We start from the raw sequence: 16,058 nt of genomic DNA, 5'->3' as shown, positions 1-16,058 counted from the left end.
ATCCGTGTTCATATCCTTCATATCCTCAATCTGCCTCGCGAGTGGACTTCTACGACAAGCTATGTACACTATGTAAGTTACATTATGTACATAGTCAACTGGGCTTTGCGATATGGGTGTCGGGACGAAACGGACGCGTTTGAGCCGCGAGCAGCGGAGGCGGCAGCTTCTCGATGCGGCGAAGACGATCGTCGGGGCCCATGGCGCCGATGCGCTGACCCTGGTGTCGCTTGCCGAGGCGGCGGGGGTTACCCGGCCGGTCGTCTATGACCAGTTCGGAACACGGTCGGGCCTGTTTATCGCCCTCTATACCGAGATCGCCGAACGCCAGCTCGACGTGCTCAGGGATCGGCTCGGGGATGCCAAGCCGACCTTCCTTTCGGTCGCCGAAGCAGCCAGCTGGGCCTATATGCGCTGCTACGCCACTGTTGGGCCCGAGGCTTTCGCCATCATCGCAGCGATGAAGGGCGACGAGGCGATGGAGCGGTTCGGCCGCGAACTCCTGCGCCGCTATGTCGATGCCTATGCGGAGGCGTTTCGCCCCTATGCGCAGCTCGATGATGCAACGCTGGCGGTTCGCTGCGCCGCCATCATCGGCGCTGCCGAGGCGCTTTCGGGCCTTATGGTGGGCGGCGAAATCGAAGAGTCCGAAGCCGTCGCGACGCTTCTGTCATTGATCAGGAGCTGGTTCGGCATCTGAAACACCACCGGCTACGTGACGGACGGAAGCGCGGCTCCCTCGGATGGCGGAAACATCAGCCTTATCCATCGTGATGGGGATGCCAGCACATAGTCTTCCGCCGCGCATGCTCCTTCTAGCCGCAGTAGCTCTGTGCCTGGGAGGCGCCGCGCCGCCCGCCGAGCAGCGCTACACCGTCCTCATGTCCGGTGCCGCCAAGGGAAGCTTGCGCGTGATCGAGAGCGCGGAAGGCGAGCGCCGCTCGACCTATTCCTTTCGCGATCGCGGACGCGGGCCCGATCTCGAGACGGTAGCGCGCGTCGATGCGCGCGGTGTCCCTGTCCGCATCACGATCTCCGGTACCGATTATCGCCGGATCGCCACCGCCGAGACGTTCTCCATCGCCGGTGGTCGCGCGACCTGGACCAGTGCTGTCGATACGGGCAGCGCGACGGCTGGCGGCTATTATCTCGCCAATGAGGGCGATGCCGAAGCGACCGCGATGCTCGCCCGCGCGCTGCTTGCCGCTCCCGGGCGCAAGCTCAAGCTGCTTCCATCCGGCGAAGCGTCGATCCGCAGCCTCGCCACGCGACCGATTACCGGTGGCGGCACGGCGACACTCTACGCGATCGACGGTCTCGGCATGTCACCCTCGGGCATCTGGCTTGACGGCAATCGTCAGCTCTTCGCCAGCGGCAGCAACTGGATCGGTGTGATCCGCGAAGGCCATGAAGCCGAGCAGGCGGCATTGCTCGCCGCCGAAGCCGATGCATTCCAGCAGGCTGCACGCGCCACGGCCAAGCGCCTGACCCAGCGCAACGCGGCCGGAGTACTGATCCGCGGCGCGCGGCTGTTCGATGCCGAGACGCGGACGCTGCGTCCCGGCATCAGCGTGCTCTTGCGCGGCGAGACGATCGCGGCGGTCGGCGCGGACGGCAGCATCGTCGCACCTGCTGGCGCGAGGGTGATCGACGCGCGCGGGCGCGTGCTGATCCCGGGGATGTGGGACATGCACGTCCATGTACTCGGGTCCGAGGAGGGGGTGACGGCGCTCGCCGCCGGGGTCACAACGGCACGCGATCTCGGCAATGATCCGGTGCCCCTCAAGCGCATCACCGATCAGTTCGACAGCGGCGTGCTGCTCGGCCCGCGCGTGCTCAAGGCCGGGCTGATCGACGGGCGCGGCCCCTTTGCCGGCCCCACCAAGTCGCTGGTGACCACGCCCGCCGAAGCCGAAGCCGAAGTCGACCATTTCGCCGCGCTCGGCTATCCGATGGTCAAGCTCTACAGCTCGATCCCCGTCGATGCCGCCCGCGCCGCGATCGCGCGTGCGCATGCCAGAGGCATGCGCGTCGGCGGGCACCTGCCCTCCGGTCTCACCGCCGCCGACGCCGTCGCGCTCGGTTATGACGAGATCCAGCACGGCAATATGTGGCTGCTGAGCTTCCTCGGCGCCGAGGTGCTATCGCGCAGCCAGACCCCTTCGCGGTTCATCGACGCCTATACGCGCGGGCACGAGATCGATCCCGACGGCCCCGCCGCCCGCGACTTCGTCGCCCGGCTCAAGGCGGCCGGCACCGTGGTCGATCCCACCCTCGTCACCTTCGAGAACATGTTCACCGGCTGGAAGGGTGAGATGGCGGCCGCTACCGCGCCCTGGGCATCGCGCATGCCTGCGACCTCGCTGCGTGGAAGCCGAGCCGGAGGCCGCGCCAAGACGGTCGAGGAGCGCACCCAATACCGTGCCTCGTTCACGCGGATGCAGCAGTTGCTCAAGCGGCTCCACGATGCCGGCGTCCCGGTGGTCAACGGCACCGACGGCGGCGCAACCCTCTATTCGCGCGAGCTCGAGCTGCACGTCGCCGCGGGCCTCTCACCGGCCGATGTCCTCTACAACGCCACGCTCGGCGCGGCGCGGGTGATGAAGCTCGACGCCACCACCGGATCGATCGCCAAGGGCAAGCGCGCCGATCTCGTGCTGCTCGACGGCGATCCGCTCGCCCGAATCGGCGCGGTGCGCTGCGCGGCGCTGGTGATCAAGCAGGGCATCCTCTTCGACGGTGACGCGCTCGCCGCCGCCGCCGGACTCGCCCCGCGGCGCGGGCAATGCGAGTGACGACACGGCGGACATTCCTCGGCGGCGGTGCCGCGTTCGCCGCGAGCGCACTCGTCGGCGCCGCACCGCCGCCCTGGGGCGAACGCGACTATGCCCGCGCGACGGTGATCGATGCGCAGGGTTCGACCGGCGGTGGCCAGCGCATGACGCCGGAAGTGATCGCCGCGATTCGCGACGCGGGCATGACCGCGATCAGCATGACCGTCGGCCGCGTCGGCAGCGGCACCGGCCAGTTCCACGATTCGGTCGCTGAGGTCGCGCGCGTTGCGCAGATGTGCCTCGACCACCCGAAACTCCTGATCCTCGTCCGCACCGCCGCCGACCTTGCCGAAGCCAAGCGCAGCGGCCGCCTCGGGATCATCTGCAACTTCCAGGATACCAGCCCGCTCGAAGGCGACCTCGCCCATGTCGCGCTGTTCCGCGCGATGGGCGTGCGGGCGATCCAGCTCACCTACAACACCCGCAACCTTGCCGGCGACGGCGCGATCGAGCGCGCCGACGCGGGCCTGTCCGACTATGGCCGTCGTGCGATCGCGGAGATCGAGGCGCACAAGATCGCGCTCGACTTGAGCCATGGCGGCGCGCGCACCATTGCCGAGGGGATCGTCGCGGCGACCCGGCCGATGGCGATCAGTCACACCGGCTGCCGCGCGCTGGTCGATCTGCCCCGCAACGTTTCGGACGCGACGCTGCGCGCGATGGCCGACAAGGGCGGCGTCGCCGGTATCTATCTGATGCCGTTCCTGCGTGCCTCGGGCCAGCCGCGCGCCGAGGATCTGATCCGCCATATCGAGCATGCCGTGAACGTCTGCGGCGAGGATCATGTCGGCATCGGCACCGACGGCTCGCTCACCGCGCAGCGCACCGACGCTGCGGCCTATGCCGCGCAGCGCGAATTCTATGAGAGCCGTGCGAAGCGCGGGATCGCGGCACCGGGCGAAGCGCCCGACGTGCTCAACCTGATCCCCGATTACACCAGCCCGCGCCGCTTCTTGGACATCGGCCGCGACCTCGCGGCGCGCGGCCATCCGGCGCGGCGCATCGACAAGATTCTCGGCGGCAATTTCGCGCGCCTGTTCGGGACGCTCTGGCCCGACAATTGAGGGGGAAACCATGAAGATCATGCTGGCCGCACTGCTCGCCACGGCCGCCTTCGTGCCGTCTGCGGCAATCGCGCAACAGGCCCCCGTCGCCGCTCGGCCGATCACGGTGCCGCCGCTCGCCTACACCAAACGCACGCTCGCCAACGGCATGACCGTCTATGCGCATCGCGATCCCAAGGCGGCGTCGGTCAGCGTCTATGTCTGGTACCGGACCGGGCAGCGCGACGACCCCAAGGGACGCGGCGGTTTCGCGCATCTGTTCGAACATCTGATGTTCAAGCCGACCCGCAACCTGCCGCAGGGGGTCAGTGCGTTCCAGTCGAGCTTCGCCGAGGGCGCCAACGCCACCACCCTGTTCGACACCACGCTCTACACCACCACGGCGTCGGCCAACCGGCTCGAAAGCCTGTTGTGGATGGAGGGCGAGCGGCTCAAGAACCTGATCGTCGACGAGAAGCAATATGCCTCGGAGCGTGAGGTGGTGAAGGAGGAGCTGCGCCAGCGCATCTTCGCCCAGCCCTATGGCCGCATCCTCCACCATCTCATCCCCGGCTTCGTCTTCACCACCCACCCCTATGCGCGGCCGATCGGCGGCACGGCGGCGGAACTCGACCGCGCGACCTTTGCCGAGGTCAGCGCCTTTCACGAGGCCTTCTACCGTCCCGACAACATGGTTGTGGTCGTCGCCGGCAATTTCGACCCGAAGCAGCTGACGAGCTGGACCGACCGCTATCTCGGCGCGGTCCCGAAACCCTCGACGCCGCTGATCACCGCGCCGCCCGCGCGCGAGCCGGAGCGCACCGCACCGCGCCTGGTGGACGCCTATGCGCCCAACGTCCCGCTGCCCGCGATCGTCACCGCCTGGGTCGCGCCGCCCGCCGCCGATCCGGATTCGCCGGGAATCGACGTGGTCGACGCGCTGCTGACGCGCGGCGCCACCGGGCGGCTCAACCGCGCATTGGTGAGCGAGAAGGGGCTCGCGGCCAGCAACAGCGCGTTCAACTTCCTCACCCGCGACGGCCATGCCTATGCCATCACCACGACGCTGGCGAAGGGCGCGACGCTCGCCGATGCCGAAGCCGCGCTGGCCGCCGAGTTCGCCGCACTGCGCGACCGCCCGGTCAGCGCCGCCGAACTCGATGCGGTCAAGAACGCGCTGCTCGGCGACGCGCTGACCGCGCGCGAGACGACGCAGGGCCGCGCGCTGCTGATCGGCGATGGCGCGACCCTGGCCGATGACCCCGGCATGGCCGACAAGAGGCTGGCCGCGATCCGCGCGATCACCCCGGCCGACGTCCAGCGCATCGCCGCCCGCTGGCTTGCCGACCGCCGCCGCGTCACGATCCGCTATCAAGACGAGAGCAAGCGCCCCGCCGGCTATACCGGTGACACCTCGCCAAACGCGGTCGAGGCGATGGGCGTCGACGTGCCCACCAAACCCCGCCCGCCGGTCAGCTTCGCCAGCGCCACCGAGCGTGAACAGCCGCCCGGCCCCGGCCCGCAACGCCGCCAGCCGCCCGCCATTGCTGAAGGCAAGCTCGCCAACGGCCTGACCCTCGTCAGCGCTCAGTCCACCGATCTGCCGCTGGTCACGCTTGAGCTGGTGATACCCGGCGGGGATGCGAGCGACCCTGCCGGCCATGCCGGCCGCGCGGATCTGACCGCCGCGCTGATGCTGCGCGGTGCGGGCGGCCGCGATGCCGCCGCGTTCGGCGCCGCGCTCGATCGTCTCGGCGCGCGCATGGCCGCGAGCGCGACGCCCGACGCCACGATCCTGCGCATGACCGTTCCGGCCGCCAATGCCGAAGCCGCGGCTGACCTGATGGCCGATGTCGTACTGCGCCCCGGCAGCGACGCGGCCGAGATCGATCGCGAGCGCCGCCGCCTGACCGATGCCATCGCGGTAAGCGAGCGCCAGCCGGTGCAACTCGCCCTGCGGCTGCTTCCCGCCGCCGTGGCGGGCGGCACCCCCTATGGCGGCGTCGCGACCCCGGCATCGCTCACCGCCGCCGATGCCGCCGACATCGCCGCCGCGCGCGTCGCCTGGGGCCCGCGCATGGCGACATTGGTGGTCACCGGACCGCTCGACCCGCGCGCCGCGTCCGCGCTCGCCCAGCGCGCGTTCGGCGCCTGGCAGGGCGGCACCCCCGCCCCGCTCGCGCCCATCCCCGATCCGAAGCCGCGCATCGTCGCGGTCGACCTGCCCGGCGTCGCACAGACCGCCGTGGTCGCGATGCTCCCGATCGGTCCCCGCTCCGCCGGCGACCATCGCGCGCTTCAGGTCGCCAACGCCGTCATCGGCGGCGGATCCGGCGGCTGGCTGGGCAAGGAGATCCGCGAGAAGCGCGGGCTGAGCTATGGCGCGGGGAGCCAGATCGATATGCGGCGCGGTGCCGGCTATGTGATGGCCGCGACCCAGACCAAGACCGAATCCGCGCCCGAAGTGGTCGATCTCGTCCTTGCGCAGTTCGGTCGCCTGGCGATCGCGCCGCCCGACGCGGCGGCGATCGCCGAACGCGGCGACCTCGTCACGCGCGGCCTCACCACCCGCACCGATCGCACCGCCAGCCTGGGCGACTATCTCGCCGATCTGGTGGCGACCGGCGCGCCGCTGTCGGTCGCGCGCAGCGAGCTCGGCGCCGCACCCGTGATCAGCGCCGCCGCGCTGGCGGGCGCGGCACAACGGCTCGATCCCAAGCGCGCCGTCGTGCTGGTGGTGGGCGACAGCAAGGCCTGGCTCCCGGCGCTCAAGGCCAAATATCCCAATCTCGAGGTCGCCGACGCGGCCGGGCTGATCACGCCATGATTGCGGCGCTTCTACTGCTTACGGCGCAGGCGGCCCCGCCCACCGATGTCGCGCAGGATGTCGCGTGGCACAATCGCCAGCAGCTCGCGCTCGCCGAGCGCGGTTCCGCGCAGGGCTGGCAGGCGACCGCATCGGGCCTGCGCTGGCGGCGGATCAAGGGGGATGGATCGGGCACCCGCCCGACCGCCACCGACCGCGTCACCGTCCATTATGTCGGACGCTTCGTCGACGGCGCCGAATTCGACAGCTCGGTCGCGCGCGGTAAGCCGGTGAGCTTTCCGCTCGGCCGGGTGGTCAAGGGATGGACCGAGGGGGTCCAGTTCGCCGGGGTCGGCGACACGATCGAGCTCGCGATGCCCGCGACGCTCGCCTACGGCTTCAAGGGCCGCGGGCCGATCCCGGGCGGGGCGACGCTGATCTTCACGATCGAACTGATCGCGATCGCGCCGCCCGCACCCTGATCGTCAGGACGTCGGCGACAGCGACTTCACCACCTTGCCGGCTTCGTCGAGGAAATCGATCGTGGCGGCGCCCTCGGCGGTGACCTTCAGCGCGATCCGCGGCCGCCCCTTCTCGTCGCCCAGGATGACGGTCGATGCGCGGTCGCGCGTCTTGCCCGCGTAAAGCCGCTGGCTCACCCCGAACCCGCCGGCGGCGAGTTTCTTCGCCATCTCCGTCTTGGCCGGCCCCTCGGGCATCTTGCGATACGCGTCGATCAGATCGAGGTCGAGCGGGGCTTCGGGCCGGTCGTTGACGATCATCGCCGCCCAGCGCCGCCCGTCATATTCGTTCTGGGTCAGCTGGATCACCTGATCCTGCTCGAACTGATCGAAGCTCAGATGCCCGCCGCCGGACGTCTTGCCGTCCTTCCCGCGCTGGCCGCTGAAGGTCAGGCCGCCATTCTCGGTCCCCTCATTATTGTAGAAGATGATCCCGGCCCCGCGATTGCCGCTGGGATGCGGACGCTCCTTGCCGTGGAAGATGATGCCGGGCGAGCGGCTGGTATTGGACACGATCATGCGCAGCGTGCCGTCGTCCTCGCGGACGTTGATGCGCTTGACGTCGATCGTGTCGAACGACGCCTTGCCGCTGGTGGCACCGCCCGACTGCGCGACCGCGCCGCCGGTGCTCATCATGCCGACGGCGCCCGCCGTCAGCACCGCCGAATAGACCATCAGCAATTTGGTTGGATCGATCTTCATTGGGTTCTCCTCACCTGGGATAGATATCGGTCTCGCAGTTCGGTCTGGCGCGAGGTCATCGGCTGCGCGACCCCGCGAATATAGATCGCCACCGGCCGCGTCGTGGTCTCCAGCGGATCGCCGTCCCACAGCACCACGTCGCCGTCCTTGCCCGGCTCGAGCGATCCGATGCGGTCGGCCAGGCCGAAGATCCGCGCCGGATTGATCGTGATCGCGGCCAGCGCCGCCGCGTGCGGCAGCCCTTCCGCGACGGCATTCCCCGCATTCTGGCGCAGTTCGCGCTCGCGTTGCGGACCATTGGGCTCGAACGCGATCACCACCCCCGCCGCGTGCAGCCGCCGCGCATTGGTCAGCGTCGCGCCCAGCATCTCGAAGCTCGCCGGGACATTCTCGATCGGGGTCAGCAGCACCGGCACCTTCGCCGCGGCGATCTCCGGCGCGACCCGCCACCCCTCCGCCGCGCCTTCCAGGATCAACCTCAGTCCCTGCGCGCGGGCAAGCTCCAGCATCTCGCGAATGTCCGAAGCGCGGTTGACGCTGACCAGCAGCGGCATCCGTCCCTCGACCAGCGGCACCAGCGCCTCCAGATCGGCGCGTGACAGCGACAGCGGCGACATCGCCCCGCGATCATAGTCCGCACGCCGCCGTGCATAGCTGCGCACCTCGTCCAGCGATGCGCGCAGCAGCGCGATCGCCGCGCCGCGCGATCCGCCACCACGCTCGGCGCCATCCTCGCCCATCGCCAGTACCATCGCGACCCCGCGCCGGGTCAGCATCGCGCCGCTCGTCCCAAGCTGTACCGCCGCGGCCTGCCCCGCGAACAGCAGCTCGCGCTCGCCGCTTCGGGCATAGCCCGGCACAACGATCGATCGTGTGATTCCGCCCAGCCGCGCCACCGGGATCAGCACCGAATCCGGGTTCAGCCCGTCCCCCGCATCCAGCGCCGCGCTGATCGCCGGACTGATCGATGCCCGATCGTCGGTCCCCGCGACCGATCGCGCCTCGACCAGCCCCAATGTCGTGTAGGGCGCGACGAAGCCCGGCGTCACGGTTCGGCCCCCCGCATCGATCACCGGCACTCCCGGCGGCGGCGCAACGCCCGTTCCGATCGCCACGATCCGCCCGGCACGAATGACAACCGTGCCACGCGGAATCTCGCCCGCCGGCCCCATGCTCAGCACGCGTGCATTGACGATCGCCACGTCCTGCGCCGCCGCGGGCGCCGCCAGCATGAAGGCAAGGAAGGCGCTCCGCCGGCCGATCATCGCGTCACCTCTCGACCGGGTTGTCCCAGCATCATGTCGCTGCGCTGCCGCGCCTGCATCGCCGGATCGGCGCGGTTCCACACCAAAGCCCCATCGATCCACACCCGTTCGGCGAGCGCATAGACGCTGAGCGGATCGGTGTTCCACAGCACCGCGTCCCCCGCCTTGCCCGGTTCGAGCGATCCGGTCAGCCGGTCGATCCCCATCGCCCTCGCCGGGTTGAGCGTGATCCACTTGATCGCCGTGCCGCGGTCGACCGCCAGGCCCGAAGCGCGGCCCGCGGCCATCGCGATCCCCGCCTCCTGATTGAGCCGCTGGCCAAGCAGCCCGTCGTCCGAATGCAGCACCGCACAGCCGCCCGCCGCCTCGATCATCGCGGCATTCTCCTCGATCCCGTCGAACGATTCCATCTTCGCCCCCCATGCCTCGGCCCAGGTAGCGATGCAGATGCCCTCGCGTGTCAGCAGTGGCGCGATCTTGTACGCCTCGCTGGCGTGATGGAACGCTGCGATGCGGAAACCGAACTCGCGCGCCACATCGATCATCACCGTCATCTCGTCGGCGCGGTAGCAGTGGTTCTGCACCCGGATCTCGCCCTTGAGCACCCCCGCCAGCGTATCGAGCTGCAGGTCGCGACGCGGCGGCTCCCCCACTCCCTTGGCGCGCCACGCATCCCAGCGCCGCGCATAGTCTGCGGCGGCGATCCACGCCGCGCGATAGCCCGCGACATTGCCCATCCGCGTCGCCGGCGCCCGCCCGCGCCCACCGAACGTCGCCTTGGGATTCTCGCCGCACGCCATCTTCAGGCCATGGGGCGCACCGGGCAGTTTCATCCCCTGCACGCTCGTCGCCGGAACGTTGCGCACCGTCACCGATCGCCCGCCGAACAGGTTGGCCGATCCCGGTAGCAGCTGCAGCGTGGTCACCCCCGCCGCGCGGGCGAGGCGGAACTTGGGGTCCTGCGGCCACACCGAATGCTCGATCCAGGCCTCGGCGGCGTTGGGCGCGGTCGCCTCGTTGGTGTCGTCATGCGCGGGGATCGACGGCGAACCTGACGCGCCAAGGTGCGAATGCGCATCGATCACCCCCGGCGTCACCCATTTGCCGCGCGCGTCGATCACCGCATAGCCCGCCGGCACCGCCAGCCCCCGCCCGACCGCCTCGACCTTCCCATCGCGCAGCAGCAATGTCGCGTCGACGATCTCGGCGCCGGTCCCGGTCAGCAGCGTCGCGCCGACGATCGCGATCGGCTCTGACGGCGCCGGGACATAGGTGCTCGGAAACGGGTCCGGCACCGCCAGCGGATCCAATCCGCGCGGCAATTGCGCCGCCGCGATCAGCAGCGGCGACAGCATCGCTATCGCCCAACCTCGCCTAACCTCGACCGGCATTTTTCTCCCCCTTTCAAGCGACGATGGACCGGCCGGGCGAATCCCCCAGCCAATCAATCGGATGGCGGATTTGCGGGCGCCATCCATCCTTCCAAGCGGGGCCGCTCGCGACGAATGCGGGTTGCGTAAGAAATGGGAGAAGGGGTGGCTGATCTTCGTCTTGCACGCCGCGCGGCGGGGCTTTCGACCGTGTTTCCGGGGTCGCATTTTCCGTCGGAGCTGGACGATGGCGTGATCGCGTTCGATTCAGGGTTCGCCGCGTCCGACCTGCTCCCCGATCTCACACCGTTCGCGCAGACCGCGCTCAACGAGTATCGCGCGGAGACGCTGCAATATTCCGCCGGTCAGGGTCAGCCGCTGCTGCGCGAGTGGATCGCCGATCTCATGAACCGCGACGGCTGCGCGCTGACGGGGCAGAACCTGCTGATCGTCAACGGCGCCAAGAACGGCCTCGACCTGATCTCGCGCCTGTTGCTCGAAGAGGGCGACGCGATCGTCGTCACTGCGCCGATGTACTTCACCGCCATCCCGATCTTCGCCGTCTATGGCGTCGAGTTCATCGAGATCGGCCAGGACGAATCCGGCATCCGCGTCGACGAGCTGGAAGCCACCCTCGCCCGCCGCGCGGCGGAGGGGCTGGCCCCGCCCAAGCTGATCTACAATGTCGCCGATTTCCATAACCCCAGCGGGGTGACGATGCCGCTCGACCGGCGTCGCGCCCTGGTCGAGCTCGCCGCACGCCAGGGCATCGCGGTGATCGAGGACACGCCCTATCGTCGCGTGCGGTTCGAGGGGGACGCCGTGCCCTCGCTCAAGGCGCTCGATACCCAGGGTGTGGTGCTTCATGTCGGCACCTTCTCGAAGCTGGTCGCGCCAGGCCTGCGCATGGGCTGGATCGCCGCCGAACCGGCGATGATCGCGCGGATGATCCGGCTCAAGGCGGAGGGCGGCTCCTCGGCGCTGATCCAGCGCATCCTCTACGAGTTCGGGCGCTCGCCCGCGTTCGAGGCGCATGTCACCCGCGTCCGCGACGCCTATCGTCAGCGGCGCGACCGGATGCTCGCAGCCCTTGCCCGCGAGCTGCCCGAGATCCGCGTGCAGGTACCCGATGGCGGCTATTATCTCTGGCTCACCCTGCCCGTGCATATCGATGGCGACCGGTTCGCCGCCGATGCCGAAGCCGCCGGAATCAACCTGATCGCGGGCAGCCGCTTCTTCGCCGGCACCACGACCGGCAACCGCGCCCCACCGCGGAACCATGTCCGATTGTCCTACAGTTTCGCCACGCCCGACACGATCGACGCCGGTATCACGCGTCTGGCTGCGGTCTATCGCGCGATGACCGCGCGGTGACCGGCGCCGTCGCTCCCGCGCTGGTCGAGATCAGTGGCGTCGGCAAGAGCTATGACGGCACGCACTGGGCGGTCGCCGACCTCGACCTCACGGTCCGTCGCGGCGAGTTCCTGACGCTGCTTGGCCCATCGGGTTCGGGCAAGACCACCACGCTGATGATGCTCGCCGGCTTTGAACGCGTCAGCACGGGCGATATCCGCCTCGACGGTGCCTCGCTCGCGGAAAAGCCGCCGCACCAGCGCAACATGGGCGTCGTGTTCCAGAATTACGCGCTGTTTCCGCATATGTCGGTCGCCCGCAATCTCGACTTCCCGCTCGCGGTACGTGGCATTCGCGGCGCCGAGGCCAATGCGCGGATCGCGCAGGCGCTGGCGCTGGTCAATCTCGAGGGGATGGGCGATCGCCGCATCAACACCATCTCGGGCGGACAGCAGCAGCGCGTCGCGCTTGCCCGCGCGCTCATCTTCAACCCCGATGTCGTGTTGATGGACGAGCCGCTCGGCGCGCTCGACCGCCAGCTGCGCGAGAAACTCCAGGTCGAGATCAAGCAAATCCAGCGCCGCACCGGCATCACCGTGATCTATGTCACGCATGATCAGGCCGAGGCGCTGGCGATGAGCGATCGCATCGCGGTCTTCGCGGGCGGGCGGCTGCAACAGGTCGATACCCCGCGCGCGATCTACGACCGGCCGGCCAACGCCTTCGTCGCCGGGTTCATCGGCGAGAACAACCGGCTCGACGGCGTGGTGGTCGAGCGCAGCAACGATCGCTGCACGGTCGAGATCGCGGGAGGGGCCAAGATCCGGGCCCGTGCGAGCAACGGCCTCGCTGCCGGAGACCGCGCCATCGTCACCGTCCGGCCCGAAGCGGTACAGACCGGACAGGAGGCCGACGCGCTGGCGAACCATTTCGACGCCGTGGTCGAGGACCGCCTCTATCTCGGCGATCATACGCGCATCTACGCCCGCTTGCCCGGCGGCGGACAACTCACCGCGCGCTCGCCGGGAGCCGTCCATGACGACCGCATCGCGCTCGGCTGGACGGTCGACAGCGCCTTCGCCTTCGCTCAAAAAGACGCTGTGGGAGGCACAAACGGATGATTCCAAGGGGGTTTGGAATAGGGTTCGTCGGTCTTGCCGCTTTGTTGGCATTGACCGGATGCGATCGAGCCGAGGAGCCACGACCGCTGACCGTGGTCGGATGGGGCGGCAGTTCGCAGGCGGCCGACCGCCAGGCGCTGGTCGCGCCGTTCAGCAAATCGACCGGCATCGCCGTGCGTGAAGACAGCTGGCACGGCGGGATCGGCGTGATCCGGACCAAGGTGCTTGGCGGCGACACCAGCTGGGACGTCGTTCAGGCCGAGACCGAGGAAATCATCCTCGGCTGTGAGGAAGGCCTGTTCGAGCCGCTCGACTGGGCCGCCCTTGGCGGACGCGCGACCTTCACCGATGCCGCGGTCAACACCTGCGGGGTGGGATCGCAGCTCTGGTCGTATCTGATCGGCTATGATGGCGATCGCATCGCCGGTGCCGGCCCGCAAAGCTGGGCCGATTTCTGGGACGTGCGCCGCTTCCCCGGCAAGCGCGGCATCCGCAAGACGCCCAAATATGCGCTCGAGATCGCGCTGCTGGCCGATGGCGTCCCCACGGCACAAATCTATCCGCTGTTGCGTACCCGCGCCGGGGTCGATCGCGCCTTCCGCAAGCTCGATGAGCTCAAGCCGCATGTCGTCTGGTGGTCGTCGGTGGCGCAGGTGCCCGACCTGCTCGGCTCGGGCGAGGTGGTGATGTCGGTCACCAGCCCGGGCCGTCTCGTCGTCGCCAACCGCGACGAGAAGCGCAACTTCAAGCTCCAGTGGAACGGCAATATCTATGCCGTCGATTATTGGGCGATCCTCAAGAACAGCCCGCGAAAGGCCGAAGCGATGCAGTTCATTCGTTTCGCCACCCGGCCCGAAAACCAGATGAACCTGGCGCGGATCATGCCCACCGGCCTCACCAACCGCGCGGCGCAGGAAGCGATCGAACCGCGCTGGCGCGAGAATACCGCGACCGAGCCCGAGAATATGAAGCGCGCGCTCAAGCTCGATGGCGATTTCTGGGTCGAATATGGCGACGAGCTGACCCAGCGCTTCAACGCATGGGTCGCGCGGTGAAGCGGCTCTGGCCGTTCGCGCTGCTCGCTCCGCTGCTCGTCACGCTGCTCGTCGCCTTCGCCGCGCCGGTCGCGCTGATGCTGATGCGCGGGGTGAGCGAGCAGGAGCTGCCCGCGGTGATGCCGCGCACGGCGGAGGCGCTGCGCGCGTGGGACGGCACCGCCCTGCCCCCCGATGCCGCCGCGGCGACCGCGGCGCGGGAGATGCGGGCGGCGGGTCAGGCCGGGACGATCAACCGCGTCGCCAATCGCCTCAACTATGACATCGTCGGCTCGCGCAGCCTGATCTTCGCGACCGCTGCCCGGCTCGATCAGGGCGCGGCCGGCGGTTCGGTCGCCGACCTCGCCCGGATCGATCCGCGCTGGGGCGACCGCGCGACCTGGTCGGCGATGCGTCACGCCAGTGGCCCCTCGAGCAGTTTCTACCTTTGGGCGGCGCTCGATCGGCGCGTCGATCCCGACGGCAATATCGTCTCCGTCCCCTCCGAACAGGCCGTGTTCGTCGGGATTCTACTGCGCACCTTCAAGATCAGCGCGATCGTCGCCCTCCTTTGCATCACCCTTGGCTACCCGGTCGCCTACTCGATCGCCAACGCCCCCCCCAAACTCACCAACCCGCTGCTCATCATCGTCCTACTGCCCTTTTGGACCTCAACGCTGGTGCGAACCACGGCGTGGGTTGTGTTGCTGCAGACCAATGGAGTGGTGAACAGGGTAGTTCAGGCACTGGGGCTCGCGCAGGCGCCGTTGCCGCTGCTCTACAGCCGGACCGGCGTGTATATCGCCATGACGCATGTGCTGCTGCCGTTCTTCATCCTGCCGCTCTACGGCGTGATGCGGCAGGTGCCGCCCGACACGCTGCGCGCGGCGCGCTCGCTCGGCGCCGGACCGGTCTCCGCCTTCGTCCGCGTCTATCTCCCGCAGACGTTGCCGGGCGTGATCGCGGGCGCGGTGATCGTGTTCACGCTGGCGCTCGGCTATTACATCACCCCGGCGCTGGTCGGCGGCGGCGCGGACCAGATGGTGAGCGCATCGATCGCCTTCTACACCAACCGCTCGCTCAACTGGGGCATGGCCGCCGCGCTCAGCATCCTGCTGATCCTCCCGCTCGGCGCCGTGCTGATCCTCGGGCGCGCCGTCTCGGGCTGGCGGCCGATATGAGCGCGCCGGCTTCCAAGGGCGAGCGAGCCGCGCGCCTCGCGCTGATCGGCTTCGCGGGACTCGTCCTCGCCTTCCTGCTGCTGCCGATCCTCGCGATCGTGCCGATGTCGTTCAACCCGACCAGCTTCCTCGTCTTCCCCGAGGGCGGGCTGTCGCTGCGCTGGTACCGGATGCTGGCGACATCGCCGGACTGGACGCGGTCCTTCGCCAACAGCCTGATCATCGCCGGCGCGACCACCGCGATCGCGACCCCACTCGGCACGCTCGCCGCGATCGGCCTGGTCAATTTGAAGTCGCGTGCGCGGCCGCTCGTCGTCGCTTTGCTCGGCGCGCCGCTGGTGGTACCGGTGATCGTCGTCGCGATCGCCTTTTACTTCCTGTTCGCGCCCATCGGCCTCACCAACAGCTTCGTCGGACTGATCATTGCGCATACCGTCCTTGCGGCGCCATTCGTGGTGATCGTGGTCGCGGCCTCGCTCCACGGCTTCGACGGGTCGTTGCTGCGTGCTGGAGCCAGTCTTGGTGCCCCACCGGCGACGGTATTATTCCGTGTGCTGCTGCCGCTGATCGCGCCCGGGGTGGCGGCGGGAGCGGTGTTCGCGTTCATGACCTCGTTCGACGAGACCGTGGTCACGCTGTTCCTCGCCGGACCCGAGCAGCGTACGCTGCCGATCCAGATGTTCGAGGGCGTGCGCGAGCAGATCAGCCCAGCGATCACCGCCGCCGCGACGCTGCTGGTGGTCGCCTCCACGCTGTTGCTCGGGAGCGCCGAATTGCTGCGCCGTCGGGCGGAGCGGCTCTATGGACCGCCCACCCATTAGGGCGGAT

13 protein-coding genes are annotated in these 16,058 nt (G+C 69.0%); 10 read left to right on the top strand and 3 right to left on the bottom strand.

What is annotated here, in order from left to right; translation table 11 throughout:
- Positions 1 to 139: 139 nt before the first annotated feature.
- The 5 genes from AC07M1_RS15845 (at position 140) to AC07M1_RS15825 (ending at position 7,165) form a co-directional block, all read left to right on the top strand.
- Complete coding sequence (locus tag AC07M1_RS15845) at positions 140 to 700, top strand: TetR/AcrR family transcriptional regulator (RefSeq protein ID WP_495163594.1); 561 nt, start codon at positions 140 to 142, stop codon at positions 698 to 700.
- Between the two features lie 106 nt (positions 701 to 806).
- Complete coding sequence (locus AC07M1_RS15840; protein ID WP_495163593.1) at positions 807 to 2,795, top strand: amidohydrolase family protein; 1,989 nt, start codon at positions 807 to 809, stop codon at positions 2,793 to 2,795.
- On the top strand, positions 2,786 to 3,898 hold the full coding sequence (locus AC07M1_RS15835; protein ID WP_495163592.1) for a dipeptidase: 1,113 nt from the start codon (positions 2,786 to 2,788) through the stop codon (positions 3,896 to 3,898). Before AC07M1_RS15840 ends, AC07M1_RS15835 begins: the two co-directional genes overlap by 10 nt.
- Positions 3,899 to 3,908: 10 nt before the next feature.
- A complete protein-coding gene (locus AC07M1_RS15830) occupies positions 3,909 to 6,704 on the top strand; it encodes a M16 family metallopeptidase (RefSeq protein WP_495163591.1) in 2,796 nt (931 codons plus the stop codon).
- Entirely contained in the window at positions 6,701 to 7,165 is a 465-nt protein-coding gene (locus AC07M1_RS15825; RefSeq protein WP_495163590.1) for an FKBP-type peptidyl-prolyl cis-trans isomerase, read from the top strand. The genes AC07M1_RS15830 and AC07M1_RS15825 overlap by 4 nt, the downstream gene beginning before the upstream one ends.
- Before the next feature lie 3 nt (positions 7,166 to 7,168).
- Here the strand turns inward: AC07M1_RS15825 and AC07M1_RS15820 are convergent, their stop codons facing one another.
- The 3 genes from AC07M1_RS15820 to AC07M1_RS15810 are packed head-to-tail and all read right to left on the bottom strand — an operon-like array spanning position 7,169 to position 10,526.
- Positions 7,169 to 7,906 carry a hypothetical protein gene (locus tag AC07M1_RS15820; protein ID WP_495163589.1) on the bottom strand — a complete coding sequence of 246 codons (738 nt, stop codon included), beginning with the start codon at positions 7,904 to 7,906 and terminating at the stop codon, positions 7,169 to 7,171.
- Positions 7,903 to 9,171: an amidohydrolase family protein gene (locus AC07M1_RS15815; protein ID WP_495163588.1), complete on the bottom strand. Its 1,269-nt coding sequence runs from the start codon at positions 9,169 to 9,171 to the stop codon at positions 7,903 to 7,905. Before AC07M1_RS15815 ends, AC07M1_RS15820 begins: the two co-directional genes overlap by 4 nt.
- Positions 9,168 to 10,526 carry an amidohydrolase gene (locus AC07M1_RS15810; RefSeq protein ID WP_495163587.1) on the bottom strand — a complete coding sequence of 453 codons (1,359 nt, stop codon included), beginning with the start codon at positions 10,524 to 10,526 and terminating at the stop codon, positions 9,168 to 9,170. Before AC07M1_RS15810 ends, AC07M1_RS15815 begins: the two co-directional genes overlap by 4 nt.
- Positions 10,527 to 10,706: 180 nt before the next feature.
- On the opposite strand from AC07M1_RS15810, the gene AC07M1_RS15805 reads away from it, so the two are divergent.
- Genes AC07M1_RS15805 through AC07M1_RS15785 form a run of 5 tightly spaced genes read left to right on the top strand, consistent with a single transcriptional unit; the run spans position 10,707 to position 16,051 of the window.
- On the top strand, positions 10,707 to 11,915 hold the full coding sequence (locus tag AC07M1_RS15805) for an aminotransferase-like domain-containing protein (protein WP_495163586.1): 1,209 nt from the start codon (positions 10,707 to 10,709) through the stop codon (positions 11,913 to 11,915).
- Positions 11,912 to 13,015 carry an ABC transporter ATP-binding protein gene (locus tag AC07M1_RS15800; RefSeq protein ID WP_495163585.1) on the top strand — a complete coding sequence of 368 codons (1,104 nt, stop codon included), beginning with the start codon at positions 11,912 to 11,914 and terminating at the stop codon, positions 13,013 to 13,015. The genes AC07M1_RS15805 and AC07M1_RS15800 overlap by 4 nt, the downstream gene beginning before the upstream one ends.
- Positions 13,016 to 13,059: 44 nt before the next feature.
- A complete protein-coding gene (locus tag AC07M1_RS15795) occupies positions 13,060 to 14,070 on the top strand; it encodes an ABC transporter substrate-binding protein (RefSeq protein WP_495163584.1) in 1,011 nt (336 codons plus the stop codon).
- Entirely contained in the window at positions 14,055 to 15,230 is a 1,176-nt protein-coding gene (locus tag AC07M1_RS15790) for an ABC transporter permease (protein ID WP_495163583.1), read from the top strand. The genes AC07M1_RS15795 and AC07M1_RS15790 overlap by 16 nt, the downstream gene beginning before the upstream one ends.
- Positions 15,227 to 16,051 carry an ABC transporter permease gene (locus AC07M1_RS15785; protein WP_495163582.1) on the top strand — a complete coding sequence of 275 codons (825 nt, stop codon included), beginning with the start codon at positions 15,227 to 15,229 and terminating at the stop codon, positions 16,049 to 16,051. The genes AC07M1_RS15790 and AC07M1_RS15785 overlap by 4 nt, the downstream gene beginning before the upstream one ends.
- Positions 16,052 to 16,058 lie beyond the last annotated feature (7 nt).

The sequence above is a fragment of the Sphingomonas sp. GW821-FHT10C01 genome (assembly GCF_059415525.1).
This window is presented reverse-complemented; position numbering and strand designations above follow the sequence as displayed.

Excerpts from the sequence above, each read along its gene's own strand:
- AC07M1_RS15820 (WP_495163589.1), bottom strand. The coding sequence starts at position 7,906 with ATGAAGATCGATCCAACCAAATTGCTGATGGTCTATTCGGCGGTGCTG.
- AC07M1_RS15785 (WP_495163582.1), top strand. The coding sequence starts at position 15,227 with ATGAGCGCGCCGGCTTCCAAGGGCGAGCGAGCCGCGCGCCTCGCGCTG.
- AC07M1_RS15835 (WP_495163592.1), top strand. The coding sequence starts at position 2,786 with ATGCGAGTGACGACACGGCGGACATTCCTCGGCGGCGGTGCCGCGTTC.
- AC07M1_RS15810 (WP_495163587.1), bottom strand. The coding sequence starts at position 10,526 with ATGCTGTCGCCGCTGCTGATCGCGGCGGCGCAATTGCCGCGCGGATTG.
- AC07M1_RS15830 (WP_495163591.1), top strand. The coding sequence starts at position 3,909 with ATGAAGATCATGCTGGCCGCACTGCTCGCCACGGCCGCCTTCGTGCCG.
- AC07M1_RS15840 (WP_495163593.1), top strand. The coding sequence starts at position 807 with ATGCTCCTTCTAGCCGCAGTAGCTCTGTGCCTGGGAGGCGCCGCGCCG.
- AC07M1_RS15825 (WP_495163590.1), top strand. The coding sequence starts at position 6,701 with ATGATTGCGGCGCTTCTACTGCTTACGGCGCAGGCGGCCCCGCCCACC.
- AC07M1_RS15790 (WP_495163583.1), top strand. The coding sequence starts at position 14,055 with ATGGGTCGCGCGGTGAAGCGGCTCTGGCCGTTCGCGCTGCTCGCTCCG.
- AC07M1_RS15815 (WP_495163588.1), bottom strand. The coding sequence starts at position 9,171 with ATGATCGGCCGGCGGAGCGCCTTCCTTGCCTTCATGCTGGCGGCGCCC.